Genomic DNA, 25312 nt, shown 5'->3' with positions numbered 1-25312 from the left:
CCCGGGAACGGGCGACGCGCAGCCGGATCAGGGGCTGACCAGGTTTATGCTCAGGTTAAAGTACAGCGGGTTGTCCAGCTCGTTGTCGAACACGGGCGTGTTGTCGCCCTTGGGGTTTTGCTCGGCAAAAGCGTTGAAGCGCCAGTTGTAGCGGTAGCCCGCTTGGGCCGACAGCCACACGAAGCCGGCCAGCCGCCGCTCGTAGGTGATGCGCGGCTTCATTTCGCCGCGGCGCAGGTACAGGTCCTGCCCGTTCACCGGCCCGAGGTAGTAAGTGTTACCCTCCAGCTCGTAGCCCAACATCAGCAGCGAGGTGGTGCCGAAGGAGCGGCGCAGGTTTACGCGGGCCGGAAACACGGCCTCCACGCCCCAGCGCGGGCTGAACGTCCGGTTGTAGAAGACCACCGGAATGTGCAGCAGCTGCCCGGCGCGGTAGGTGCGCGTCAGGCCCAGGCCCCACATGTAATTGTCGGTGCGCTTCCAGCCGTAGATGGCCGTGCCACTGTAGGTCAGCCCCTTGCCGTGCAGTTCGTCGAAGCCGCGGTAGTTGCCGTTCAGGTCGGTGTTGCCCTGCACCAGCAGGAAATGCTTGTCGTCAAAGGGCTTGAACACGGTGGCGTTGACCCCGGTGCTGCGCAGCCCCCGGCCCAGGGCTTGGAAGAAAGGAGAAGCCTCGGCCCCCTCGAAGCGCACGCCGGTGCTCCAGTACGTGAGGCCCAGGTTCAGAATGAAATTGGAGCGCGAAATCACCGGCGCGTTGACGCCCAGGCGCAGCCCGCCGTAGCGGCTGACGCGCTGCTGCACGGTGCTGACGGAGGAGCTGGTGGGCAGTTGCACGCCGGTGCTGCGCAGGTCGAAGCCGGTCTGCGCCTCGTAGCCGACGGAAATCAGCTTGGTCGGGCTCAGGTACAGCACTTTCTGGGTGGCGTAGGCCTGAGCGGGCTTGTCGGCGTCGCCGAACTCGCCGAAGTCCAGCGAGTCGGCGGGCGGCGCAGCGGGCGGGTTTACTTGGGCGCGGGCGGCGCCGGTGCCCAGGCCAGCCGCCAGCACCACGCCCAGGAATAAGGAGAAACGCATGGCTGGGGCTTAGCTTTTCTTGACCTGGCGCTTCCACACGTCGGTGCGCCCAAACAAGGACACGCCGATGTAGCCGCGCACTTCCAGGGTGTTGGCGTCCACGAGCTTCATTTCGCAGCTGTAATCGTTGCCGGTCTTGGGGTCATACACCTGCCCTTCTTCCCACACGTTTTCGCCCTTGTAGACGAAGTTGCGCAGGTTTTCCAGCCCTTTGAGCGGGCGGGTGCGCAGTTTCTCTTCGGGGTTGTTTACGTCGGTGCGCGGGGTGCCATCGGGGTTGTTGGGCACTTTCAGCCAGACCACCCGGCCGAAGTACTTGTCGCCACGCTTGTAAATCTGTACCATGCCCGTGCCTTCGCCGTTCTTCCACACGCCCAACACGGCATCGGGGTTATTGGCCCGGGCTAGGGTCGTGGCCAGCGCCAGCAGCAGGGCGGTGAGCAGAAATTGTCCAATGCGTTTCATAATTGGAGTACAAAATGGTTGAGGTGCGAAAATAAACAGCCTAACTTCACTTTTTAACAGCATTACTATTATTAATAATATTTAATCTAACAGCCAGCCGGGCAGCCGTTCTTCTGCTGAGCTTAAAATTAATTAACCCGGCTACAGCCCCACCTTCTTACCCACTGACTTTCAACTCCAAACAACGGCCGGGCTTCATTTGTACTACACCTGGCCCGGTGCAAACTCGCCGCCGGGTTGCAGGGCACGGCGCTAATGCCGTACTTCGCCCCACACGCCACCCACTCCCTGTCCACTAATCAGTTTGTAATGGCAGAAACCGCTGAAATTATCCTCGACGGCAAATCGTACCCGATGCCGGTGTTCGAGGGTACTGAGAACGAAAAGGCTATCGACATCAACAAGCTCCGTGACCAGACCGGTTACGTGACGCTGGATTCGGGCTACAAGAACACCGGCGCCACCAAAAGCGCCATCACCTTCCTCGACGGCGAAGAAGGCATCCTGCGCTACCGCGGCTACCCCATCGAGCAGCTGGCCGAGAAATCCAGCTTCCTGGAAGTAGCCTACCTGCTGATTTACGGCGCCCTGCCGACCGAAGCTCAGCTGAAAGACTTCAGCTCGCAGATTACCAAGCACACCCTCGTGCACGAGGACGTGCGCAAGATTTTCGACGGCTTCCCGTCGGCGGCCCACCCGATGGCCATCCTCTCCTCGCTGATCTGCGCCCTGACGGCTTTCTACCCCGAAAGCGTGTCGCCGGACCTGAGCAAGGAGGAAATCGACCTGAACGTCATCCGGCTGATGGCCAAGCTGCCCACCATTGCGGCCTGGACCTACAAAAACCAGATGGGTCATCCGCTGAACTACCCGCGGAATGACATGGACTACTGCTCCAACTTCCTGCACATGATGTTCAGCTTCCCCACGGAGAAGTATGAGCTGAATCCGGTGGTTGTCAGCGCCCTGAACAAGCTGCTCATCCTGCACGCCGACCACGAGCAGAACTGCTCCACCTCGACGGTGCGCCTGGTGGGCTCGGCCAACGCCTCGCTCTACGGCTCGGTATCGGCCGGCATCAACGCCCTGTGGGGCCCGCTGCACGGCGGCGCCAACCAGGAAGTGGTGGAAATGCTCGAAGCCATTGAGCGCGACGGCGGCGACACCAGCAAGTTCATCGCCAAGGCCAAGGACAAGAACGACTCCTTCCGCCTGATGGGCTTCGGCCACCGCGTGTACAAGAACTTCGACCCGCGCGCCACCATCATCAAGAAGGCCGCCGACGAGGTGCTGACCGCCCTGGGCCTGCAGGACAGCCCGCTGCTGAAAATCGCGAAGGAGCTGGAGCAAGCCGCCCTCACCGATGAGTACTTCATTCAGCGCAAGCTCTACCCGAACGTGGACTTCTACTCGGGCATCATCTACAAAGCCCTGGGCATCCCTACGGAGATGTTCACGGTGATGTTCGCCCTGGGCCGCCTCCCCGGCTGGATTGCCCAGTGGAAGGAGATGCGCGAGAACAAGGAGCCCATCGGCCGCCCGCGCCAGATCTACGTGGGCGAGAAAGAGCGCAACTACGTGCCGATCAACGAGCGCGCCTAGTCCGCCTCCGCTGCCCCAATAAAAAACGCCAGCCCCACAAAGGCTGGCGTTTTTGCGTTTGGAATAAGGCGCAGGTGAGTGAATGCGCGCAGTGAGTGAGTGAGTGAGTGAATGGCGTTTTGTGGTGCTGGGGCGGGCTTAGCGCGCGGTGGGCGCGTCCATGGCCGTCATGTTGCTGCGGTACTGGCGGTAGGCCAGCTGCTGGCGGGGCCAGAGGATGGCGGCCATGTCCCAGTCGTAGTTGTCCTGCAGCTCGGCCAGGCGCTGGTCGAGGGTGGCCGGGTCGTTGGCAAACTGGGCTTGCAGGTCGGTGGTGGCCGTCAGCAGCTGCAGATTGAGCCGGCGCACCTTCACGAACTGGGCTTCGTTCAGCGGTACTTTGTGGGCCAGCTGCTGGGTGAGCGTGGTGGCCCGGTCGTTCAAGGTGGGTTCCTGGCCGGCGCTAGCCGACAGCGAGTACGTCAGCATGGCAGCTGACAGAAATAGTCTGTTCATGGCGGTGGTAGTGGAGGTTAGGAATGATCAAGGTTGCGGCAGGCACGACGCCCCCGCCGATGTGAGCGGCGACGGGGGCGCGTGCGGGGCAGCATTACCGGGTGCCGGGCAGGCCCAGGGCGGTCATGCTTTCCTGACTTTGCTTATAAGCCGTCAGTTGCGAGGGGCGCAGCATCAGGGCCAGTTCCATGTGGTAGCTCGTCTGGGCTTCGGCCATGCGCATGTCCCGGATTTCGGGGTCGGCGGCGAAGCGCACTTTGAGGTCTTCCATGGTTTCCAGCATGCGCAGATTGAGCGACTTCAGGCGGAGGTACTGGCCCTCGTCGAGCTGCATCTTGCTGGTCATGGCCCGCGTCAGCGCGGTGGCCCGGGTGTTCAGTTTATCCGTTTCGGGGTCGGAGGCGGCGGCTACGCCTTGCAGCCCAACGGCCAGAACAGCCAGGGAAAGGAGCTTTTTCATGGGACGGGAGTGTGGAGGTTGGACAATGGTTGGAAAGGTTTAAGTGGAAAAGACACGCGGCGGGCCCCTGTATCCAGCGCGCCGAAAGCGGGCCGGGAACTGCTTGGGGTCCGGTCCAAATGTGAGAGAAGGAAAATGAAATTCCAAAAAGAAATTTTGTAACTATTCTATAAGAATACTTCCATTAAATACCCACAAAACTCTGATTGTCTTATCAATATCACTCACCCCACCAAGCGCAGATATAGCACAAAAAAAAGTCCAACGGCCCGTCATTAGGTCAATGACGGGCCATTGGACGGGCCGAAAAGGCGGGGTCGGACTACAGAATCCGGAACTCGATGCGGCGGTTTTGCTGCCGGTGCTCGTCGGAGTCGTTTGCCACCAGGGGCTTGGTCTCGCCGTAGCCGCGGAAGCGCAGCCGCTCGGCCTTCACCCCGTGCTGGGTGAGGTAATCGTACACCGATTTGGCCCGGTTCTTCGACAGCACCATGTTGTCGTCGTCGGTACCCACGTCGTCGGTGTGGCCCGAAATTTCCACCTGAACGTCAGGGTACTGGCTCATAAACTTAATCAGGCGGTTGAGCTCGGTACGGGAGGTGGGCTTGAGGGCGTACTGCTTGGAGTCGAAGAAGAGGTTGTTCAGCACGATGGCGCGGCCGGCGCGCACGGGCTCCAGGTAGATGTCGAGCGTGAGCGGGTCGAAGCTGCGCTTGTCAGAGTAGTCGAAGTTCAGGCTGCGCATGAGGTACTTGTCGGCCACGGCGTACATGCCGTACTGGTGGCCTTCGTTGAGCACCACGGTGTATTCACCGCTTTCCGGGTCGCTGAGCACGCCCTGCACCAGCTCGTCGGTCTTCAGGTCGTAGAGCTGCACGTCGGCCTGCAGGGGCTTTTTGGTGACGGCGTCGAACACGCGGCCCTGGGTGTAGGTGCTCTGCTCCTGGGAGCGGATGGCCGCCGGCACCTCGAAGCTGAACAGCTCCACCGGCCGGTCGCGCTCGGGCACGGCGGCCTCGGCGGGCCGGGTGCGGGAGCAGAAGCCCCGGCGGTTGTCGGAGCTGATAAACAGGGAGGCTTCGTTCTCGAAGGTATTGAGCGGGTAGCCCAGGTTGCTCGGGGCGGCCCACTTATCCTTCTCCAGGATGCTGCGGTACACGTCGAGGCCGCCCATGCCCACCATGCCGTCGGAGACGTAGTAGAGCGTGGTGCCGCTGGCGTGGATGAACGGGGCCATATCCTTGCCGGCGGTATTGACGGGCGCCCCCAGGTTGCGGGCCAGGCTCCAGGTACCATCGGCCTGCAGGGTGGTCACGTAAATGTCTTCCAACCCCTGGCCGCCGCGCCGGTCAGAGGTGAAGTACAAGGTGCGCCCGTCGGCCGACAGGGTGGGCTGCGAGTCCCAGGCCACGGAGTTGACGTTGCGGCCCAGGTTGCGCGGCTTGCTCCACGAGTTGCCGGTGCGCCGCGAGATGTACAGGTCGCAGTTGCCGACGGCGCCGGGCCGGTCGCAGGAGGCGAATACCAGGGTCTTCCCGTCGCCCGAGATGGTGCCGGCGCCCTCGTTGAACTGCGAGTTGATGGCCGAGGAAATCAGCTGCGGCTCCCCGAAGGCGCCCTCTTTGTCGATGCGGCTGACCACGATGTCCTCGTCGGACTCGCCGGTTTTGCGGGCGGTGTAGACCAGGAAGCGGTTGTCGGCCGTGACGGCGGGGAAGTACTGGAAGCGGAAGGTATTGAGCGGGGCGCCGAGCCGCTCGGGGGCCTTGCCCACCGGGCTCTGCATGGCTTTGAGGGCAAACTCGCAGTTGAGCACCTGCTGCTGAGCCCGCGGAATGTAGCGCTGCCCCTTGGGCGCCACCTTCAGAAACTTCTGGTAAGCCTCCAGCGCCGGCTGGTATTCGCCGAAGCCGAGGGCCAGCTCCCCGAGGGTGAAGTAATCATTCATCCGCCCGGGGTCAAAGGGCATCTTCTCAACGCCTTGCCGGTAGGCTTCGTAGGCCGGGCGCATCTCGCCCATGGCCTTGTGCAGCTTGCCTTTCAGCAGAAACGGCTCCCCCAGCGAGGGAAATTTCTGGTTGAGCTGGCTGAGCGTTTCGATGGCCTTGCCGAACTCCCGGTCTTTCTCCTGTTGCTGCGCTTTCTCCCAGAGGTTCTTGGCTTTGGTGTTGGTAATCGGGACTTTGGCCTGCGCGGCTGCCGGCTGCACGGGCAGCAGGTAGCCCGCAGCTACGACCAGCAAGGGCAGCAACACGCGGCGCATAGAGGAGCGGCTAGGGAATGTCGAGGTACTTGTGCGTCTGCAACGACACCTGCCAGCGCGGGTGCTGCTTGACGTAATCGATAATCAGCGGCGTGACCTGGGCGGCCTTGCCCCACTCGGGCTGCAGGAACAGGCGGCACTCAGGCCCGACCTGCGCGGCGTGCTGCTCGGCCCAGGCGAAGTCGCTCTTGTTGAACACAACGACTTTCAGCTCGTGGGCATTGCGCAGCACCTCGGGCAGCGGGGCCTTGAATTTCTTGGGCGAGACGCAGATCCAATCCCACTGGCCCGAGAGCGGGTGGGCGCCCGAGGTTTCCATCCAGGTCTGCATTCCGGCCGCGTGCAGGGCCTCGGTGAGCGGGCCCAGGTCGTACATCAGCGGCTCGCCGCCGGTAATGACAACGTTGCGGCCCGGGTGCGCCGCAGCGGCTTCTACCAGGCTTGCAATGCTCAGCCTGGGGTGCGCCCCCGCGTCCCACGATTCTTTGACGTCGCACCAGTGGCAGCCCACGTCGCAGCCGCCCAGGCGGATAAAGTACGCGGCGCGGCCGGCGTTGGCTCCTTCCCCCTGAATGGTGTAAAACTGCTCCATCACCGGCAGGGCGGCGGGGGCAGCGGCAGAATTGGACGGCAACAGGGTGGGCAGCGGGTAAAGCAAAGCGGAAACGTAGGGCAAGAAAAAGGCCGGGCCGCGTGGTAAACGGAGTTTCCCCGCTTTAGGGTTCCTCCGGCCTGCCAGCGGCCCGACCTTAAAAATAGCACACGCGGCCCGGATTGCCTAATTCCGGGGCCGCCCGGGCCGTTAGCGCGGGTACACCTCGCCCTTGGCCGCGCGCAGGGTGTTGAGCAGCAGCATGGCAATGGTCATGGGGCCGACGCCGCCAGGCACCGGCGTGATGTAGGAGCACAGCGGGGCCACGCCGGCAAAGTCCACGTCGCCGCGCAGGGCCCAGCCGGCCTTCTTGCTGGCGTCTTCCACGCGGGTGGTGCCCACGTCGATAACCACGGCGCCGGGCTTCACCATGTCGGCCGTGACGAAGCCGGGCCGGCCGATGGCGGCTACCAGGATGTCGGCCGTGCGGGTGATGCTGGGCAGATCCTGGGTGCGCGAGTGGCATAAAGTAACGGTGCAGTTGCCAGGCTCCAAGTTCTTAGCCAGCAATATGCTAACGGGCGTCCCTACGATATTGGAACGACCGATTACCACGCAGTGCTTGCCGTCGGTGGGCAGCTCGTAGCGGCGCAGCAGCTCCACGATGCCCGAGGGCGTAGCGGGCAGCAGGGCGGGCAGGCCGGCCACCATCCGGCCGATGTTCATCGGGTGGAAACCGTCGACGTCCTTCTCGGGCTTGATGGCCTCGATGACCTTGTCGGGGTTGATGTGCTTGGGCAGCGGCAGCTGCACGATGAAGCCGTCGATTTCCGGGTCGTTGTTCAAATCGTCGACCTGCTGGAGCAGCTCGGCCTCGGTAATGTCGCTTTCAAAGCGCAGCAGCGTGGAGCCGAAACCCACGGCTTCGCAGGCCAGCACTTTGTTGCGCACGTAGGTTTCGGAGCCGCCGTCGTGGCCGACGAGGATGGCCGCCAGGTGGGGCACTTTCTGGCCGGCTTCTTTGCGGGCGGCTACTTCGGCGGCAATTTCCTGCTTGATGTTCTCGGCGGTCTGCTTGCCGTCGATGAGCTTGTAGGTCGTGGCTTCGGGAGCAGTGGTCATGCGGTTATTCCGGTTCGGACGCGTTTGGATTAAGAGTTTCGTTCAGAGTTGCGGGCAATGGCTTCGCGGCCGGCTTTCAGGATGGCCTGTTCCATGACGGGCCAGTCGTCGCGCCAGCGGAAGCGCAGCTCCTGGCCGCGGCGGATTTTTTCGAGTTGGGTTTCGCTCGTGCAGTTCTTGGTCAGCGCGTCGTTCATGGTCTGGGGTTTATCACACAGCGCTTTTGCAAGAATTGCATGAAGGAAGAAAGAAGGTACTCAGTTCTATGATTTTAAGTAGCGGCATTGTGCTTATATGGGAAGTTCTATATTGCAGCGAACCTCAACCATTTCACACTTTTTCAGTTCGCTAGTATTATGGAAGACAACGCCGCAGGAGGAATTTTCGCTGGCATCTTTGGGCTCGTGTACCTGGCCATTCTGGTTTTGGTGGTGGCGGGCATGTGGAAGATGTTTGAGAAGGCCGGCAAGCCCGGCTGGGCCGCCATCATTCCGATCTACAACATCATCGTGATGCACGAAATCGTGGGGCGCGAGACGTGGAAGATCATATGGATGTTCGTTCCCTTCGTCAACATCTACTTTCTCATTACGCTGTATGTGAGCCTGTGCAAAGCTTATGGCAAAACCGGTATTGGGAGCTACCTGGCCATGATTTTCTTCGGGTTCATCTACATTCCGTACCTGGGCTTTTCCTCCGATGTCCGCTACGTAGGCCCGGTTGAAGGTGCCGCCGCGGGTGCTGGCGTGGTCAACCCCACGTACTAATTGCCGCTCGGCTAGCAGCAACTAAAAGGGGGCGGCTCTGGTGAGCCGCCCCCTTCTTCATTAATCAATCTTAAGCACGGCCAAAAAGGCCTCCTGGGGAATTTCCACGGAGCCCACTTGGCGCATCCGCTTCTTGCCCTCCTTCTGCTTTTCGAGCAGCTTGCGCTTACGCGAAATGTCGCCGCCGTAGCACTTGGCCAGTACGTTTTTGCGCAGGGCCTTCACCGTTTCGCGGGCCACGATTTTCTGCCCGATGGCGGCCTGCACGGCAATTTCGAACATCTGGCGCGGCAGCAGCTCCTTGAGCTTTTCGCAGAGGCGCTTGCCCCACTCGTAGCTCTTGGAGCGGTGCACGATGGCCGACAAGGCGTCGACCTTCTCGCCGTTGAGCATGATGTCGAGCTTAACCATGTCGGACTGACGGAAGCCGATCAGCTCGTAGTCGAGCGAGGCGTAGCCGCGCGAAATGGTTTTGAGCTTGTCGAAGAAGTCGAACACGATTTCCGACAGCGGCAGCTCGAAGCCCAGTTCTACCCGCTCGGACGTCAGGTACGACTGCCCTTTGATGATGCCGCGCTTCTCCATGCACAGGGTCATGATCGGGCCCACAAACTCGGCCGCGGTGATGATCTGGGCCTTGATGAAGGGCTCCTCGATGTGCTTGATCAGGTTGGGCTCGGGCATTTCGCTCGGGGCCGATACCATCAGCTCCTCGTCGCGGTTCGTGGTGACGCGGAACTGCACCGAGGGCACGGTGGTAATTACGGTCATGTTGAACTCGCGCTCCAGGCGCTCCTGCACGATTTCCATGTGCAGCATGCCTAGGAAGCCACAGCGGAAGCCGAAGCCCAGGGCCGCCGAGGTTTCGGGCTCCCACACCAGCGAGGCGTCGTTGAGCTGCAGCTTTTCCATGCTGGAGCGCAGCTCTTCGTACTCGGTCGTATCCACCGGGTAGATACCGGCGAAGACCATGGGCTTCACGTCCTCGAAGCCGTGAATGGGCTCCTTGGTGGGGCGCGCCACGTGGGTGATGGTGTCGCCCACTTTCACCTCGCGCGCTTCCTTGATGCCCGAAATCAGGTACCCTACGTCGCCGGCCGAAACCACGTCGCGGGGCTCCTGGTTGAGCTTGAGCACCCCGATTTCGTCGGCGCCGTACTCCTTGCCGGTGGCAATGAAGCGCAGCTTGTCGCCCTTGCGCATGGTGCCGTTCTTGATGCGGAACAGCACTTCAATGCCGCGGTAGGAGTTGAACACCGAGTCGAAAATCAGGGCCTGCAGCGGGGCTTCCGGGTCGCCCTTGGGCGCCGGAACGCGCTCCACGATGGCGTTCAGGATGGCCTCGATGCCGATGCCGGCCTTGCCCGAGGCGTGGATGATATCCTCCGGCTTGCAGCCGATCAGGTCCACGATTTCGTCGGTGACTTCCTCCGGCATGGCGTGCGGGAGGTCGATTTTATTCAGCACCGGGATGATTTCCAGGTCGGCGCCGATGGCCAGGTACAGGTTGGAAATCGTCTGGGCTTCGATGCCCTGCGAGGCGTCGACGATCAGCAGAGCGCCTTCGCAGGCGGCAATGGAGCGCGACACTTCGTAGCTGAAGTCGACGTGGCCGGGGGTATCGATGAGGTTGAGCGTGTACATTTCCCCCTTGTAGGGGAACTGCATCTGGATGGCGTGGCTCTTGATGGTGATGCCCCGCTCCCGCTCCAGATCCATGTTGTCGAGCAGCTGCGCCTGCATCTCGCGCTGACTCACGGTGCTGGTAAATTCCAGCAGGCGGTCGGCCAGCGTGCTTTTGCCGTGGTCGATGTGGGCGATGATGCAGAAGTTGCGAATGTTCTTCACTCGGCGGGTATAAAGGCGTGTTGCAACCGCGAAGGTAGCGTTTTTGGGCCGCAAAAACTACCGGTGGGCCGGTTTGGCTCCTTGGCGGTACGCGGGCAACCCGCTAGCTTTAGCCGTAGTTCCCGCGCCATGCCCCTCACCCAACCCACCACCTTGGAGGCTTCCCAGACTTTAGGCGACAAGACCCGCATTGCCGCCCTCAACGCCACCATCCTGTACGTGCTGGCCTACCTCACGGCCGATTTCCTCTCGCGCCTGCTGATGGTGCTGACGGCCGCGCAGCTGCATATTCCGAGTGCCTGGCACCTGGGCCGGGTGCAGTTTCGCATTGCCGACGCCGACTGGTGGCGCAACGCGGTGGTGGCCGTGTACAGCGCCGGGCCGCTGGCCTGCCTGCTGCTGGCCGTGGGCGCCGGGCTCTGGTGCTGGCGGCGCGCCCGGCAGCGGCGGGGCCTGCTGAAGCAGTACCTGGTGTGGCTGGTGCTGCACGGCTTCAACCTGTTTTTCGGGGCGCTGATTGCCGACACGTTTACCCGCTCGGGCTTCTGGTTTGTGCCGGCCTGGCTGTTTCTGGCCGGCAACGGCGTGACGGTGGCGCTGGCGGTGCTCTTCGGCCTCGTCTTCGTGGTGCTGGGCTACTTCACCACTCCCCTGTTTCTGCAGAGCCACGACTCGCGCACGCTCATGCGCTACCCGCAGCGCCGCCGCCTGCTGCTGGCCACGCTGCTCACGCCCTGGCTGGCCGGCTCGCTGTTGCTGGCCGCCTTCCGCTACCCCGAGTTGACCATCAACGAGGAGCTGCGCTTTGTGACGCTGCTGCTGGCCCTGGGCCCCATTGCCCTGGCCAGCGCCAACGAGCTGTTCGAGTTTACGGTGCCGGTGCCGCAGAAAACCCGCGTGGCCTGGGGCTTAGTCGTGGTGCTGGCCGTGGTGCTGGTGGTGGCCCGCCTGGCGCTGGGCGGCCCCGGCATCTTGTTTGGCTGAGCCCGCCGGCAACATACCCATCCGCAGCGGCGGCCGGTTCTTCAGCGGAGGGGCCGGCCGCCGCGTTTTTGGGGTGATTCTGCCCGGCACCCCGGCAGTTTGCCGGCGCCGTGCGTAGAGCAGGGACGATTCATATACGTCGGTATTTCTCGCATGAAGCACTCCACCCCGCTGGAAGACTACGGCCTGATTGGCAACCTGCACACCGTGGCCCTGGTCTCCAAGGCCGGCTCGCTCGATTACCTGCCCTTCACCCGCTTCGACTCCCCCACCATCTTCGCCGCCCTGCTCGACGCGGAAAAGGGCGGCTCCTGGCGCATCGGGCCGGCCGACGCGGCGGTGCGCAGCAAGCAACTCTACCTGCCCGATACCGGCGTGCTGCTCACCCGCTTCTACTGCCCGGCCGGCATTGCCGAGCTGACCGATTTCATGCCCATCAAGCACCGCGGGCAGAACTGCGCGGTGGTCCGGCAGCTGCGCGTGGTGAAGGGCGAATTGGACTTCGAGGTGCGCTGCGCCCCGAGCTTCGACTACGCCCGCGCCCCGCACGAGGTGCAGCCCCAGCCCGACGGCAGCCTGCTCTTCCGCAGCCTGGGCCCCGACGGGCTGCAGTTCCGCCTGCTGGCCGACCAGCCGCTGGCGGTGGCCGACGGGGCCGCCCACGGGAGCTGGACGCTGCGCGCCGGCGACGTGGCCAGCTTCGTCATCGAGGCTACGCCCGTCGACAACCCCGACTTTATTGCCCGCGACCTGGCGCACTACACCGAGGCGGCGTTTCAGGACACGCTGCACTTCTGGCAAAGCTGGGTGGAGAGCAGCACCTACACCGGCCGCTGGCGCGAAACGGTGCTGCGCTCGGCCATTACCCTGAAGCTGCTCACCTCGCTGCAGCACGGCTCCACGGTGGCCGCCGCCACGTTCAGCCTGCCCGAAAGTCCGGGCGGGCCGCGCAACTGGGACTACCGCTACACCTGGATTCGGGACGCGGCCTTTACCATGTACGCCTTTCTGCGCCTGGGCTTCATGGAGGAGTCGAAGGCCTTTCTGCGCTGGATAATGGAGCGCTGCGTGCAGCTGCAGGACGCGGGGGATTTGCAGCTGATGTACGCCGTCGACGGCAACCCCGACCTGGCCGAGCTGGAGCTGGGGCACCTGCGCGGCTACCGCGACTCCCGGCCGGTGCGCATCGGCAACGGGGCCGCCCGGCAGTTTCAGCTCGACGTGTACGGGGAGCTGCTCGACACGGTGTACCTCTACAACCGCCACGGCGGGGCCATTACCTACGACTTCTGGCAGCACCTGTGCCGGCTGGTCGATTTCGTGGCCCGGAACTGGCGCCGGGCCGACCACGGCATCTGGGAAGTGCGCGACGAGCAGCGGCAGTTTCTCTCGGGCAAGCTCATGTGCTGGGTGGCCCTGGACCGCGCCATCCGCATTGCCCGCGACCGGTCGTTTCCGGCCCCGGTGGTGGAGTGGCTCGGCATCCGCGACGAAATCTACGAGGAGGTGTACCACAACTTCTGGAGCGAGGAGCGGCAGGCCTTTGTGCAGTACGCGGGCGGGCAGGTGCTCGACGCCTCGGCCCTGCTGCTGCCCCTGATGCGCATGTTCAGCCCCGCCGAGCCGCGCTGGCAGGCCACGCTGCGCACCATCGGCCGGGAGCTGGTGCTCGACTCCCTGATGTTCCGCTACCGGGCCGAGGACGGGGCCACCGACGGCCTGCAGGGCGCGGAAGGCACCTTTACCATGTGCTCGTTCTGGTACATCGAAAACCTTTCCCGCGCCGGCGAGGTCGACCGGGCGCGGCTCTTGTTCGAGAAGCTGCTGGGCTTTGCCTCGCCGCTGGGGCTGTACTCCGAGCAGATTGGCCCCGAGGGGGAGCAGATCGGGAACTACCCGCAGGCCTTTACCCACCTGGCCCTGATCAGCGCCGCCTTCCAGCTCAACCGCGACCTGGACGCCCGCCGCAACGGCCCCGACCGGGGGCACCAGTACGTGTAGCGGCGTTACGCCTGCCGCGCCGGATTATCAGTGCCGGCCGGAAGCGGCGAGTCCGGGCGAACGGCCGCGGCTATAACGGCCTCCAGGTAGGCCGTGGCGCGGGTTTCTACCAGGGTCTTCGCCACGAACCCCGGGGCCGGCGCTGCCGCCCGCAAGCTGCGGTACATGGCAATGGCCTGGCGCAGCGCCGCCGCACACGCCGCCGGCTCGGCGGGCGCCACCGTGGCGCGCAGGGCGGCCAGCTCGGCGGGCGGCAGCAGCTGTTCCAGCTTGCGCACGCCCCGGGCCGGCCGCCCCTGTCGGCGCGCCAGCAGCGGCCCCAGTACCGTGCTGCGCAGAAAATCCAGGAACGACACCACTTCCAGCAGCTCGCCCCGCCCCAGCTTGGTGGCCGCGTAGTGCACCCAGATCCAGAACCGGTCTTCAATCCACTGCCGCTCGGGCTCCGGGAAGCGGGCCGGCGTGGCCCGCAGCACCGCGCTGACGAGGCCGTCCTGCTCCCAGAGCACCTCCGGGTCCTCCACTCGCCGGGCCAGGTCGGTCGGGCAGGGCGACGAACTTCAGATCCACGTGCAGCAGGGGCTCGTCGTAGAGGCAGATCAGCAGGCGGGGCTCCCCCACGTGTTCCCCGGTGAAGCACTCTAGCAGCCGGCCCAGGGAAGCGGCCACGGCGGGGCGCTCGGCCAGCAGCCGCGGCGCGGCGGCCGGGTCGAGCACCAGCACCAGATCCAGGTCCGAAAACTCGTCGAGGGCCTGCTCCTGCCAGGAGCCCCCGATGGCCACACCGACGATGCCGGGCGTGCGGCTTAGCACGGCTACGGCGTGGTGAACAAACTGCTGGTGGGCGGCGGGAATCATGGGCGCAGGCATTGGTAACGGCCGCAAAGGTGCCACCCGCCGCGCTTCCCGGCGGTGGACAAAACGGACAATCCTACAGCCCGGCCAGCCCGCGGCCCAGCAGGCGGTGGCTGCTGCGGGCGAAGTGCGCAAAATCGGCGTACCCGGCCGCTTCGTAGTCCCAGGCGCTGCCGTACTGCCGGTAGGCGGCCAGGGCGAGCTTGAAGCGGGCCAGCTGGGCACAGCGCTTGGGCCCCAGTCCCACTACCTGCTGGAAGTACCGCGTCAGGGACTTGGGCGTGACGCTTACCTGCGCGGCGGCCTGCTCAACGACGTACTGCCCTGCCCCGGGCCGGCCGAAGCGCGCGGCGGCGGCCTGCACCAGCTGGTAGCGGTAATCGACGGGGGCGCCCCGGAACTGCGCCCGCAGCCAGGCCTGCAGCAGCGCCACGCGCCCGGCAAAGGCGGGCTCCCGCCGCAGCTCCGCTTCCAGCGACGCCAGGGGCAGCAGCGCGGTCAGGTCGGCGGCCAGATCGGCCAGCGCGGGGGCCGGCACGCCCAGCAGCAGGGCCAGCGCCCCGGGCTGCAGGGTGACGCCGAACAGCTCGGTGCCGGCCGGGTAGCAACAGCAGCAGGGGCGCGTGAGGTGGCCGAACACCTGGCTGCGGGCAAAGACGCGGCGCGGGTGCGGGGGCGCGTCGGAGTACCAGGGCTGCCGGCCCAGGTTGAAGCTGAGCACGCCCTGGGCGTTGGGCAGCACGAAGCTGCGCAGCTCGGCCGCCGGCTGGCTTTGCCAGAAAAACGCCACGTAGGGCCGCAGCTCCTCGGCCGGCTCCTGCCGCTGAAAGGTGGCCGTGGGCACCGCATCAATCAAAACCCGGGGCAAGTGCTGCATGACGCAAAATACGGCTTCGGCGGGTCACGCAGGGCGGCGGCTGGTCGTGATTCGTACGGCCCCGGGCGGAGCGGCGGGCCAACGCTTGCGGGCCGGCTGCGTAGGCTACTGCTGATACTTAACGCCTCCCGCCCATGTCCGTCAAACTCAACCCCGCCGCCGTGCGCTTCGCGAAGCAGCTGATTCAGGCCGGCAAATTCAAGAACGACGCCGGCCACTGGCGGGAGCACAACCCCGACACGGCCGCCGAAAACAAGTTTCTCGACCGGCACGAAATCGAGGAGTACGCCCAGTGGCACCTGGGCGAGGACACTACGCTGGGCGAGGATACCAAGGGCCGCTACAAATTTCCCTTCGGCGACTTCAAGACCGTGCACCGCGACGGGCTGCTGGCCGCCAAGGAGCGCGCCGCCCAGCAGGGCTACCACGATATCGAGCGGGCCGCCGACGAGCTGGAGCAGTTGCTGGAAAAGCAGGCCGCCAAGTAAATTTCGCCCCGGCCCGCGGCCTCCGCAACACCAGGAGCCCCGGCCCTGCCTTGTCCTTACCCCAAACGCCAAGCCGCCCTGGTCACTTGACCGGGGCGGCTTTTTCGTAGGTGATGGGCATGAGGGTATCGACTGATGCCGGGGACACCATCGAATTATTGTACTCCCGCCTTACTCCCAGTTTTTGTACTTGTTCCGGCGCCTGGCAAAAGCGCTGGAAAACACCTCAAACACGAGCGCGAAGAGCCCGGCCAACACCGACCAGACCGTGTAGGTCCTCTTCGGCCCCCCCTCCTCGGGAGGGGCCGTGATTACGGCATAGAGCATCACGAAGAGGGGCATGAACAAGATGGCCAGCGCGATGTAAAGCTTCATGCTCCTAAACTAACCCAATTGTTCACTCAGATTATCGCAGGTGAAACAAACGCATTTTCGGGGCGGCTGAAACGGCCTGAAAAGGAGTAACTCAGGTGGGTAACCACGCAACAAAGCCCTTCCGACCAGTTGGTCGGAAGGGCTTTTGAGTTTTGGGTAAGGTCCAGGTCCAACCGGGACTTTATGCGGTCCGCGCGCAACCACGCGGGTCCTTTTGGGCATCTACCAGGCAGTTACCACCAATTCTGCCCCGTGCTCCTGCCCCGCTTCCTGCTGCTATCCGCCGCCCTGCTGCCGGCTTTGCTGACCACTGCCCAGCAGCTCAGCGGCCGCGTGACGGTGGCCGGCACCCAGCAGCCCGTGCCTTTCGCCACCGTGGGGGTGCAGGGCCAGCCGCTGGGCAGCACCGCCGACGAAACCGGCCGCTTCGCCTTCGCCACGCCCGCCACCCTGCTCCCCACCGACTCGGTTATTATTTCCTGCATCGGCTACCGCGCCCGGCGGCTGACGGTAGCGCAGGTGCAGGCCGAAACCACTTGGCCGCTGACGCCCGTTGCCCAGGCCCTGGCCGAGGTGCCCGTGCGCCACGGCCGCCTCACCCCCGCCGTGCTGGGCCGCCGCGAAACCGGCGGCGTGGCGCACTGGACCACCAAGCTGCGCGACACCACCCCGGTAGCCACCGACGAGCGGGGCTGGGAAATTGCCACCGTGCTGCCCGTGCGCCACAGCTGCTACCTCGACGCGTTTCACCTGTACCTGGAGCAGAATGGCTTCGGGCCGGTGCGGCTGCGCTTCACGCTTTACGCCGTGGAAAACGGCCTGCCCACTCGCCAGCTGCTCACCCGGGACATTCAGTTTACCGTGCCGCCGCAGCAAACCGGCTGGGCCACGCTGGACCTGAGCAGCTACAACATTCACCTGCCCAAGGGCCAGACCGTGGCCGCCGGTATCCAGTGGCTGCAGGGCCAGAAGCTGCCCAGCGCCACCGAAGCCCTCGGTGGCCCGGGCGCCTACCCGTCGTTGGGGCACCGCGTGGCCCTGCGCGACAAGAGCGAGGCGCCGTGGCGGCTGCTGCCGGTCAACGTGAGCATGTACCTGGCCGTGCAGCAATACCAGTAACTTCGCGGTCCACCCGGCACTTACCGGTTCCGGCTTGCTCTGCTTCTGCCATGCTTTTTCGGTTCCTGGCCAGCTTCGCCCTTAGCACGCTCCCGCTGCTTGGGGCCGCCCAAACGCCCCCGCCCCTGGAAGGCCAGGTGCTGAACGCCCGCACCGGGCAGCCCGTGCCCTTTGCCACCCTGGGCGTGCCGCGCCGCGGCCTGGGCACCGTGGCCGACGAGCAGGGCCGCTACGTGCTGCGCCTGCCCGCCCTCATCGACACGCTCATCGTCACCAGCGTGGGCTTCGGGCGGGAAGTGGTGCCGCCGGCCGCGCTGGCCGCCGGGCAGCGCGTGTTCCGGCTCACGCCCCAGGAGCAGACCCTGCAGAACGTCAACATCGCGCACCGGCCGGTGCACCCGGCCACCCTGGGCCGCAGCAAGGAAAAAGGGGACTTGCGCTGGATGGCCGGCTCCTCGGGCCAGGAAGTCGTCGATACGGAGTGGGGCTGGGAATTGGGCGCCGTGCTCACGCCCGCGGCCCCTGCCCTGCTGGAAGAGTTCCACGTGTTCTTCTTCGACAACACCTACGACAACCTGCGCTTCCGCCTCAACCTCTACGCCTGGGAAAACGGCCGCCCGGGCCGCCCGCTGCTCAGCCAGGACGTGCAGCTGACGGTGGTGCGCTGGCAGAAAGGCTGGGTGACGGTGGATTTGCGGCCCTACGCCATCAGCCTGCCGGCCCAGCCGGTGGTGGCCACCGTGCAGTGGCTGCAGAGCGAGAAAACCCGGCCCGAAAACAAATACTTCAGCATCCCCGTGAAGCGGGAGGCCAAGCAAATCATGGTGGAGCGCGAAAACAGCCAGGCCCTGTGGACCATCCACCCCCTGCAGCCCAGCCTGTACTTTTCCCTACTGACGGAGTAGGCGGCCGTGCTGCTTTCGGCCAGCCCCAACCGGCACTTCTCGCGCAACTTTCGCGTACTTGTAGCTATGCGTACTTCCCTGGAAAACGGTGGCATTCTGCTGGGCGGCTCCTACCTGGGCCGCATGACCGACGACGAGTTCTTCGACTTCTGTCAGCAGCACCCCGACTTGCGCATCGAGCGCACCGCCCACCACGAAATCCTGCTCATGTCACCCACCGGCAGCCGCTCCGGCAAACGCAACGCCCGCCTGAACGGGCAGCTCTACGCTTGGTTTAGCCAACACGCTGAGCTTGGCGAGATATTCGATTCCAACACTGGCTTCACGTTACCGGATACATCCATCCTCTCGCCCGATGCCTCCTGGGTATCGGCCGCCAAATGGAACGCCCTTACGCCCGCGCAGCAGGACAAGTTCGCGCCCGTGTGCCCGGAGTTCGTAGTAGAACTGAAGTCGAAAACGGACGTGCTGAAAGACCTGCAAGCCAAAATGCACGACTGGCTGCGCAACGGCGCCCAGCTGGCCTGGCTGCTCGACCCAGATACCGAAACCGCCTATATCTACCGTCCCGGCCAGCCCGAGCCCGAAACCGTGCAGGGCTTCGACCACGAGCTGTCCGGCGAAGCGGTGCTGCCCGGCTTCCGGCTGCGGCTGGCGGAGCTGCGGTGACAAGTCCCGGCTTGCAGCCGCAGTTCTCTTAAGTCCTACCGTTAGTTCGCTACAACCTTTAAATCTCCAACACGCCAATGCTTGGTATCCCACCACAATACGTCTTCCAGTGGCTGAATAGGCTCGGGAAACCGGATATATGGTTTATCATTTGGCCGCATCCAGCGCGACACAAGACAAATCGGCTTTTTAGGATTGGTTGCACGCTTTTTCTCGTTCATATGAACTGCCCAAAACGAAACGAGGCAGTGCTCTATGTGCTCCAGATAGCTCCTATCGGCGCTGATTGGATGCAATACCTGCCCTAGCCATATTCCAAGTGAGTCGGGTCGAATCATCTCTCGCTTTGGGTGGTTACGGCACAATCGGTCGTAAAATCCCCGCTCAGTTATTCCGCAGTATTGCAACTGGTCACGATAAGAACGGCTACGCTTCTTTTGACCAGTCAATAAATATATCCCGTTGCCTACTCCAAGTTCCTTGACCTGCTCCAGGGTGTAAGGACCTTTCCACTCAATGATTACAGAAGTTATTCCGTCAGCTGACATAAAGCTACGTGTTGAGTTTCGCAATGATAAAGAATGCTATTGCAAGCGCCTAACACTTGTAAGCCGCCGCCGCCCGTTTTTCGTACTTTAGCCGCCCATTTCCCACTCGTCCGGATTCTACCATGCACCCAGCTCCCGTAGCTCCCTATAAACCCCAGAACCACGTCCGCATCGTCACGGCGGCGGCGCTGTTCGACGGCCACGACGCGGCCATCAACATCATGCGCCGCATCATCCAGGCCAGCGGGGCCGAGGTCATTCACCTCGGCCACAACCGCTCGGTGCAGGAAATCGTGGACTGCGCCATCCAGGAAGACGCCCAAGCCATTGCCATTACCTCCTACCAGGGCGGCCACAACGAGTTCTTCAAGTACATGCACGACCTGCTGCAGGAGCGCGGCGCGGGGCACATCAAAATCTTCGGCGGCGGCGGCGGCGTCATCCTGCCCGCCGAAATCGAGGAGCTGCAGGGCTACGGCATCACCCGCATCTACTCCCCCGACGACGGCCGCGCCATGGGCCTGCAGGGCATGATCAACGACCTGCTGGAAAAAGCCGACTTCCCCACGGGCCAGAACCTCAACGGCGAAGCCAGCCACGTCAAGGAAAAGGACGCCCGCTCGCTCGGCCGCCTCATCTCGGCCGCCGAAAACTTCCCGGAAGAATTCGAGCGCGTGAAGACGCAGCTGGTAGCCGACTTCCAGAAGTCGGAAGGCAGCCAGAACGAAACCCAAGCCCCCAAGACCCCAAGCCCCCAAGCCCCCATATTAGGCATCACCGGCACCGGCGGCGCGGGCAAGTCGTCGCTGGTGGACGAGCTGGTGCGCCGCTTCCTGCTCGACTTCCCCGACAAGACCATTGCCATCATCTCGGTCGACCCGAGCAAGCGCAAGACGGGCGGCGCCCTGCTCGGGGACCGGATCCGGATGAACGCCATCAACAACCCGCGCGTGTACATGCGCAGCCTGGCCACCCGCCAGAGCAACCTCGCCCTGAGCCGCTACGTGCAGGACGCGGTGGACGTGGTGCGCGCCGCCGACTTCGACCTGATCATCCTCGAAACCTCCGGCATCGGGCAGAGCGATACCGAAATCATCGAGCACTCCGACGCCAGCCTGTATGTGATGACGCCCGAGTACGGGGCGGCCACGCAGCTGGAGAAAATCGACATGCTCGATTTCGCCGACGTCATTGCCCTGAACAAATTCGACAAGCGCGGTGCCCAGGACGCGCTGCGCGACGTACGCAAGCAGTACCAGCGCAACCACCAGCTCTGGGACCGGCCGCTGGACGAGCTGCCCGTCTACGGCACCATCGCCTCGCAGTTCAACGACCCGGGCATGAACCGCCTGTACCGGGCCGTGCTCAGCACCATCGAGCAGAAAACCGGTACGCCCTTCCACTCCACCCTGGAAACGACGGAGGCGCAGAGCGAGAAGGTGTACATCATTCCGCCCCACCGCACGCGTTACCTCTCCGAAATCACCGAAACCATCCGCCAATATGACCAGTGGGTCGATAAACAAGCCGAAACCGCTCAGCAGCTCTACGGACTCCGCCAAAGCCTTGACGCCGTCCGGAGCCTTGGCGCCGCAAACGGAGCCGGGGGGAGCAGCCGCGACGGACTCCAGCCCGATCAGCTCGCAACCGGCCTGGAGAAAACCTTCGAGGAAATCAAACTCCGGCTGGACGGGCAAAACTGGAAACTCCTGGAAACCTGGCCGCAAAAGGTAGCCGCCTACAAAGCCCCGGAGTTCGTCTTTAAGGTGCGCGACAAGGAAATCCGCATCAAGACGCACTCCGAAACCCTCTCCCACCTGCAAGTGCCCAAGGTGGCCACCCCGCGCTACGAAGCCTGGGGCGACCTGCTGAAGTGGATGCTGCAGGAAAACGTGCCCGGCGAGTTTCCCTACACCGCCGGCGTGTTCCCCTTCAAGCGCGAGGGCGAAGACCCCACCCGCATGTTTGCGGGCGAGGGCGGCCCGGAGCGCACCAACCGCCGCTTCCACTACGTGTCGGCCGGCCTGCCCGCCAAGCGCCTGAGCACCGCGTTTGACTCCGTCACGCTCTACGGCGAAGACCCCGACCACCGCCCCGACATCTACGGCAAAATCGGCAACAGCGGCGTGAGCATCTGCTGCCTCGACGACGCCAAGAAGCTCTACTCCGGCTTCAACCTCGCCGACCCGGTCACGTCGGTGTCGATGACCATCAACGGCCCCGCCGCCCAGCTGGCCGCCTTCTTCATGAACGCGGCCATCGACCAGCAGTGCGAGCTGTACATCAAGGAGCACGGCCTGGAAGCGGAGGTCAACCAGCGCATCGACGCCATCTACCGGGAGCTGGGCCAGAAGCGCCCGCGCTACCAGGGCCAGCTGCCCGAGGGCAACGACGGCCTGGGCCTCATGCTGCTGGGCGTGACCGGCGACCAGGTGCTGCCCGCCGAGGTGTACCAGCCCATTAAGGCCCGCACCCTCTCGCAGGTGCGCGGCACCGTGCAGGCCGACATCCTGAAGGAAGACCAGGCCCAGAACACCTGCATCTTCAGCACGGAGTTTTCGCTGCGCCTCATGGGCGACGTGCAGCAGTACTTCATCACCAACAAGGTGCGGAACTTCTACTCCGTGTCGATTTCGGGCTACCACATTGCCGAGGCCGGGGCCAACCCCATCACCCAGCTGGCCCTCACGCTCTCGAACGGCTTCACCTTCGTAGAATATTACGTGAGCCGGGGCATGGACGTGAACGACTTCGCGCCCAACCTCTCCTTCTTCTTCTCCAACGGCATGGACCCCGAGTACGCCGTGATGGGCCGCGTGGCGCGCCGCATCTGGGCCAAGGCCATGAAGCTGAAGTACGGGGCCAACGCCCGCTCGCAGATGCTGAAGTACCACATCCAGACCTCGGGCCGCTCCCTGCACGCCCAGGAAATCGACTTCAACGACATCCGCACCACGCTGCAGGCGCTGTACGCCATCTACGACAACTGCAACTCCCTGCACACCAACGCCTACGACGAGGCCATTACCACGCCCACCGAGGAATCGGTGCGCCGGGCCATGGCCATTCAGCTCATCATCAACCGGGAGCTGGGCGAGGCCAAAAACGAAAACCCGCTGCAGGGCTCCTTCATCATCGAGGAAATGACCGACCTGGTGGAGGAAGCCGTGATGCTGGAGTTTGACCGCATCACCGAGCGCGGCGGCGTGCTGGGCGCCATGGAAACCATGTACCAGCGCGGCAAAATCCAGGAGGAAAGCCTCTACTACGAGATGCAGAAGCACACCGGCGAGCTGCCCATCATCGGCGTGAACACCTTCCTCTCCTCCAAAGGCTCGCCCACGGTGCAGCCCGCCGAGGTTATCCGCGCCACCGAGGAGGAAAAGCAGTACCAGATCAGTATGCTCCAGCGCCTGCACGCCCGCAACCACTCCACAGCCGACGCCGCCCTGAAGCGCCTGCAGCAGGTGGCCGTGCAAAACGGCAACCTCTTCGAGGAGCTGATGGAAACGGTGAAGTCCTGCTCCCTCGGCCAGATTACCAACGCCCTGTTCGAAGTAGGCGGCCAGTACCGGCGGAATATGTAAGCTGCTGCGGCTGCTTTGGCTGAATGCAAACGGGTGCTACCTTGTGCGAGGTAGCACCCGTTTTTTGTTTACTTAGGTTGACTCTTAATCAATAAAATACATTAAAGAAGCATAGCGCAGCTATTATCACTTGCTATGCCTAGATCAGGGTTAGCATAGTGTAGCTCACAATCAGTCTCGACGCGGAAGCTACACCTCCACCGCTGTCCCTGCTGCAAGCCAGAAATTTTTCACTTGAGAATAACACTGCACCGAACCAAATGAAAATATTAGTCGAAACCGTAAATCAGGAGCCATTCCATTCTGTAACGAAGCAGGACATTTCTGTAGTAATTCGCAATATTCCACAAGACTGGCTTGGCTCAGCACACGTATTCTTAATTTCTGCGCAAAAAATAGGAAACTCAGGTTTCGGCAGGTTAGCATTCTTAAACCAAACAACTTTCAGGGTTCTGTCTCGCGGGCAGGATAAATATGAAGTTATAAAAGAGCTATTAATCGAAATAGCAATAAACGCGACACGTACAATCTTAAGATATGGCCATAAAATAGATCATGAACAAAGAAAGAAGTTAGAACGAATCATACAACCTTGTTATGAGAAAATACTACTAGAACTTCCTTCAACCAACCAGTAAGAGGTATTTAGAGTTTAACAATTGATGCGAGCTTTATGCTCGGTTGGCCTTTTCGTCAATGACGCAGACCGTCAACTGGCGCGAGTTCAGCGCAGCTCATGGCTAGCCATAACCGAGAAGCCCCAGCCTCCCAAAGCCGCCGCAGCGGCCAGCCGGTACCGCGCCGCGCGGAGTCGTCCGGGCGGCGCGGCGCGTTTCCGGGCAGTAATGTGACTCCGCAGTACGTCGGCACCGGCTGGCTCACAAGCAACTGTACTACCGGCACCACCCCAGTAGTAGGTCAGGTCGAAGAACTACTCGTTGCTAGCCCGGAAGGCGTATAATTCCGCAGCTGCAGCTCCTGGTACTGGGCCACAAAAGCCTCGTAATCAAACTCAGGAACCCAGGCACTCATCATTTCCCGGAGCTCAGGGTATTCTGGCTCCAGCCGATGGCCGATATTGATGCCGTCGTCCGGCAACAGTTGCAGGAGGGCTATTTGCCAGTTCTGATAGCCGAGCGACTTGGTCAGCAGGCGCGCATAGCCCAGCAAATCCAGGTACAGCGGGTAGGGCTGCTCCCCGCTGGCGGGACGAAATACGTACAGGCCGGGGTCTTGCGCTTCGTCGTGGTAGAGGCCCACGCACACGTCCGTGTAGGCCAGGTCGACCACCTTGAAGTGGTGCAGGCGTGAGTCAGCCGGTTCGTGGTGCAGGCCTAGTTCCTTACTCCAGTCGCTGTAGATGTCGTCCAGCGTCAGCAGCTGGAACCGCCCAACGGCCTTGGGCCGGCCGGAGTCGTCATCGGGACTGACCCACTCAACCACGCAGCCGTTGAGTTGCAGGCCGTAGTCCATCACCTGCTGCGGAATCCACTCGGCGTGCGGAATCTTGGCCCAGGCTTTGGGGCGGGGACGCGAACCGCCTTCGGACTCCCGCAGCACGAACAGCTCCCCGCACCGGTTGCCGGCATCGAGCAATATTCGAATAAACTCGTTGAACATGCTGTAGGATGGGTGGTCGACCTCGTTGCTCATGGTGTAGGATGGGTGGTAAAACTCGTTGGTCAGCCGCCCCAGCGGCCAGCCAGCACCGCGCCGCTCGGAGTCGGCCGGGCGGCGCGGGGCGTTTCGGGACAGTTCGATTTAAGTACGCTCGATATGCGGCTGGATAAGGGCGTAATACTTGGGGTCTTCGTCGGCAAAGACAGCCGCACCAGCGCCCAGGTAAGCGCGCATCAACTCATCCTGCGCTTTAGCTAATTCGCCTTGCTCGTAGCGGATTTGTCCCAGGCGCAGATGTAGCACGGCAATACCCAATCCACCTTTGTTGTGGACGGCCTTACGGAAATACTCAAGTGCCTGCCCTACATCACGCCGCAGCCAGTAAATCTCGCCGATGTTGAAATAGATGGTGGTGGCATCCACCGATTCAGTTGCCGCGTCCCCAAGCAGCGCAAGAGCCTCGTGGTAGCGCTTGATGGCGCCGGCCGACTTACCACGTAGATGCAAGCCCTGTGCTTCCCATATCAAGTCGCCTATCTGGTTGAACTGTTCGGGCGTAATCATGGCTGACATACACGAGAGAAGCGGAAACT

The 25312-nt window shown here is 63.1% G+C and carries 26 protein-coding genes; 10 read left to right on the top strand and 16 right to left on the bottom strand.

Annotated features, from left to right (window positions below; all coding sequences use genetic code 11):
• Positions 1-27: 27 nt before the first annotated feature.
• Both EJV47_RS23000 and EJV47_RS22995 read right to left on the bottom strand, forming a co-directional pair.
• Positions 28-1077, bottom strand: a complete 1050-nt coding sequence (locus EJV47_RS23000) for a DUF6268 family outer membrane beta-barrel protein (protein ID WP_243651282.1) — start codon at positions 1075-1077, stop codon at positions 28-30.
• Positions 1078-1086: 9 nt separating this feature from the next.
• Positions 1087-1542 (bottom strand): DUF2147 domain-containing protein, encoded by a 456-nt coding sequence (locus EJV47_RS22995; protein ID WP_126695560.1) that lies wholly within the window; start codon positions 1540-1542, stop codon positions 1087-1089.
• Positions 1543-1851: 309 nt separating this feature from the next.
• Between EJV47_RS22995 and EJV47_RS22990 the strand changes: the two genes are divergently transcribed.
• The gene (locus EJV47_RS22990; RefSeq protein ID WP_126695559.1) at positions 1852-3144 is read left to right on the top strand and encodes a citrate synthase; all 1293 of its coding nucleotides are present in this window, start codon (positions 1852-1854) and stop codon (positions 3142-3144) included.
• Between the two features lie 138 nt (positions 3145-3282).
• Here EJV47_RS22990 and EJV47_RS22985 read toward each other — a convergent pair whose 3' ends face one another.
• The 6 genes from EJV47_RS22985 to EJV47_RS28215 form a co-directional block, all read right to left on the bottom strand.
• The gene (locus EJV47_RS22985) at positions 3283-3639 is read right to left on the bottom strand and encodes a hypothetical protein (RefSeq protein WP_126695558.1); all 357 of its coding nucleotides are present in this window, start codon (positions 3637-3639) and stop codon (positions 3283-3285) included.
• 94 nt (positions 3640-3733) lie between these two features.
• Positions 3734-4099 (bottom strand): hypothetical protein, encoded by a 366-nt coding sequence (locus EJV47_RS22980; RefSeq protein WP_126695557.1) that lies wholly within the window; start codon positions 4097-4099, stop codon positions 3734-3736.
• A gap of 322 nt (positions 4100-4421) precedes the next feature.
• On the bottom strand, positions 4422-6362 hold the full coding sequence (locus EJV47_RS22975) for an OmpA family protein (protein ID WP_243651281.1): 1941 nt from the start codon (positions 6360-6362) through the stop codon (positions 4422-4424).
• A gap of 10 nt (positions 6363-6372) precedes the next feature.
• Positions 6373-6954: a 7-carboxy-7-deazaguanine synthase QueE gene (locus tag EJV47_RS22970; RefSeq protein ID WP_126695641.1), complete on the bottom strand. Its 582-nt coding sequence runs from the start codon at positions 6952-6954 to the stop codon at positions 6373-6375.
• A gap of 210 nt (positions 6955-7164) precedes the next feature.
• Positions 7165-8076, bottom strand: coding sequence for a bifunctional 5,10-methylenetetrahydrofolate dehydrogenase/5,10-methenyltetrahydrofolate cyclohydrolase (locus EJV47_RS22965; RefSeq protein WP_126695556.1), 912 nt, complete (start codon positions 8074-8076; stop codon positions 7165-7167).
• Positions 8077-8105: 29 nt separating this feature from the next.
• Complete coding sequence (locus EJV47_RS28215; protein ID WP_165903895.1) at positions 8106-8273, bottom strand: hypothetical protein; 168 nt, start codon at positions 8271-8273, stop codon at positions 8106-8108.
• Positions 8274-8432: 159 nt separating this feature from the next.
• Here EJV47_RS28215 and EJV47_RS22960 point away from each other — a divergent pair, with 159 nt between their 5' ends.
• On the top strand, positions 8433-8843 hold the full coding sequence (locus EJV47_RS22960; protein WP_207895971.1) for a DUF5684 domain-containing protein: 411 nt from the start codon (positions 8433-8435) through the stop codon (positions 8841-8843).
• A 60-nt stretch (positions 8844-8903) separates the two neighbouring features.
• On the opposite strand, the gene lepA is transcribed toward EJV47_RS22960, so the two are convergent.
• Positions 8904-10691 (bottom strand): translation elongation factor 4, encoded by a 1788-nt coding sequence (gene lepA, locus EJV47_RS22955; RefSeq protein ID WP_126695555.1) that lies wholly within the window; start codon positions 10689-10691, stop codon positions 8904-8906.
• 129 nt (positions 10692-10820) lie between these two features.
• On the opposite strand from lepA, the gene EJV47_RS22950 reads away from it, so the two are divergent.
• Positions 10821-11675 carry a hypothetical protein gene (locus EJV47_RS22950; RefSeq protein WP_126695554.1) on the top strand — a complete coding sequence of 285 codons (855 nt, stop codon included), beginning with the start codon at positions 10821-10823 and terminating at the stop codon, positions 11673-11675.
• A gap of 153 nt (positions 11676-11828) precedes the next feature.
• Positions 11829-13676 (top strand): glycoside hydrolase family 15 protein, encoded by a 1848-nt coding sequence (locus EJV47_RS22945; RefSeq protein WP_126695553.1) that lies wholly within the window; start codon positions 11829-11831, stop codon positions 13674-13676.
• Positions 13677-13681: 5 nt separating this feature from the next.
• On the opposite strand, the gene EJV47_RS22940 is transcribed toward EJV47_RS22945, so the two are convergent.
• From EJV47_RS22940 to EJV47_RS22930, 3 genes are all read right to left on the bottom strand, one after another.
• Positions 13682-14200, bottom strand: a complete 519-nt coding sequence (locus tag EJV47_RS22940; protein ID WP_126695552.1) for a hypothetical protein — start codon at positions 14198-14200, stop codon at positions 13682-13684.
• Positions 14100-14534, bottom strand: coding sequence for a hypothetical protein (locus EJV47_RS22935; protein ID WP_126695551.1), 435 nt, complete (start codon positions 14532-14534; stop codon positions 14100-14102). Before EJV47_RS22935 ends, EJV47_RS22940 begins: the two co-directional genes overlap by 101 nt.
• A gap of 73 nt (positions 14535-14607) precedes the next feature.
• On the bottom strand, positions 14608-15408 hold the full coding sequence (locus EJV47_RS22930; RefSeq protein WP_126695550.1) for an AraC family transcriptional regulator: 801 nt from the start codon (positions 15406-15408) through the stop codon (positions 14608-14610).
• A gap of 134 nt (positions 15409-15542) precedes the next feature.
• Between EJV47_RS22930 and EJV47_RS22925 the strand changes: the two genes are divergently transcribed.
• The gene (locus EJV47_RS22925; protein WP_126695549.1) at positions 15543-15896 is read left to right on the top strand and encodes a hypothetical protein; all 354 of its coding nucleotides are present in this window, start codon (positions 15543-15545) and stop codon (positions 15894-15896) included.
• Positions 15897-16067: 171 nt separating this feature from the next.
• Here EJV47_RS22925 and EJV47_RS22920 read toward each other — a convergent pair whose 3' ends face one another.
• A complete protein-coding gene (locus EJV47_RS22920) occupies positions 16068-16271 on the bottom strand; it encodes a hypothetical protein (protein ID WP_126695548.1) in 204 nt (67 codons plus the stop codon).
• A 252-nt stretch (positions 16272-16523) separates the two neighbouring features.
• On the opposite strand from EJV47_RS22920, the gene EJV47_RS22915 reads away from it, so the two are divergent.
• The 3 genes from EJV47_RS22915 to EJV47_RS22905 all read left to right on the top strand — a co-directional run bounded on the left by EJV47_RS22915 (position 16524) and on the right by EJV47_RS22905 (position 18964).
• Positions 16524-17390, top strand: a complete 867-nt coding sequence (locus EJV47_RS22915; protein WP_165903894.1) for a carboxypeptidase-like regulatory domain-containing protein — start codon at positions 16524-16526, stop codon at positions 17388-17390.
• Positions 17391-17440: 50 nt separating this feature from the next.
• Positions 17441-18295: a carboxypeptidase-like regulatory domain-containing protein gene (locus tag EJV47_RS22910; RefSeq protein ID WP_126695546.1), complete on the top strand. Its 855-nt coding sequence runs from the start codon at positions 17441-17443 to the stop codon at positions 18293-18295.
• A 66-nt stretch (positions 18296-18361) separates the two neighbouring features.
• Entirely contained in the window at positions 18362-18964 is a 603-nt protein-coding gene (locus EJV47_RS22905; protein WP_243651280.1) for a Uma2 family endonuclease, read from the top strand.
• A gap of 41 nt (positions 18965-19005) precedes the next feature.
• Here EJV47_RS22905 and EJV47_RS22900 read toward each other — a convergent pair whose 3' ends face one another.
• The gene (locus EJV47_RS22900) at positions 19006-19512 is read right to left on the bottom strand and encodes a hypothetical protein (RefSeq protein ID WP_126695545.1); all 507 of its coding nucleotides are present in this window, start codon (positions 19510-19512) and stop codon (positions 19006-19008) included.
• A gap of 122 nt (positions 19513-19634) precedes the next feature.
• On the opposite strand from EJV47_RS22900, the gene EJV47_RS22895 reads away from it, so the two are divergent.
• Positions 19635-23099, top strand: a complete 3465-nt coding sequence (locus tag EJV47_RS22895) for a methylmalonyl-CoA mutase family protein (protein WP_126695544.1) — start codon at positions 19635-19637, stop codon at positions 23097-23099.
• A gap of 260 nt (positions 23100-23359) precedes the next feature.
• Positions 23360-23737 carry a hypothetical protein gene (locus EJV47_RS22890; protein WP_126695543.1) on the top strand — a complete coding sequence of 126 codons (378 nt, stop codon included), beginning with the start codon at positions 23360-23362 and terminating at the stop codon, positions 23735-23737.
• Positions 23738-24017: 280 nt separating this feature from the next.
• Here EJV47_RS22890 and EJV47_RS22885 read toward each other — a convergent pair whose 3' ends face one another.
• Positions 24018-24752, bottom strand: a complete 735-nt coding sequence (locus EJV47_RS22885) for a hypothetical protein (RefSeq protein ID WP_126695542.1) — start codon at positions 24750-24752, stop codon at positions 24018-24020.
• A 108-nt stretch (positions 24753-24860) separates the two neighbouring features.
• Positions 24861-25283 carry a tetratricopeptide repeat protein gene (locus EJV47_RS22880; protein WP_165903893.1) on the bottom strand — a complete coding sequence of 141 codons (423 nt, stop codon included), beginning with the start codon at positions 25281-25283 and terminating at the stop codon, positions 24861-24863.
• Positions 25284-25312 lie beyond the last annotated feature (29 nt).

The sequence above is a fragment of the Hymenobacter gummosus genome (genome assembly GCF_003970915.1).
Classification (GTDB): domain Bacteria; phylum Bacteroidota; class Bacteroidia; order Cytophagales; family Hymenobacteraceae; genus Solirubrum; species Solirubrum gummosum.
This window is presented reverse-complemented; position numbering and strand designations above follow the sequence as displayed.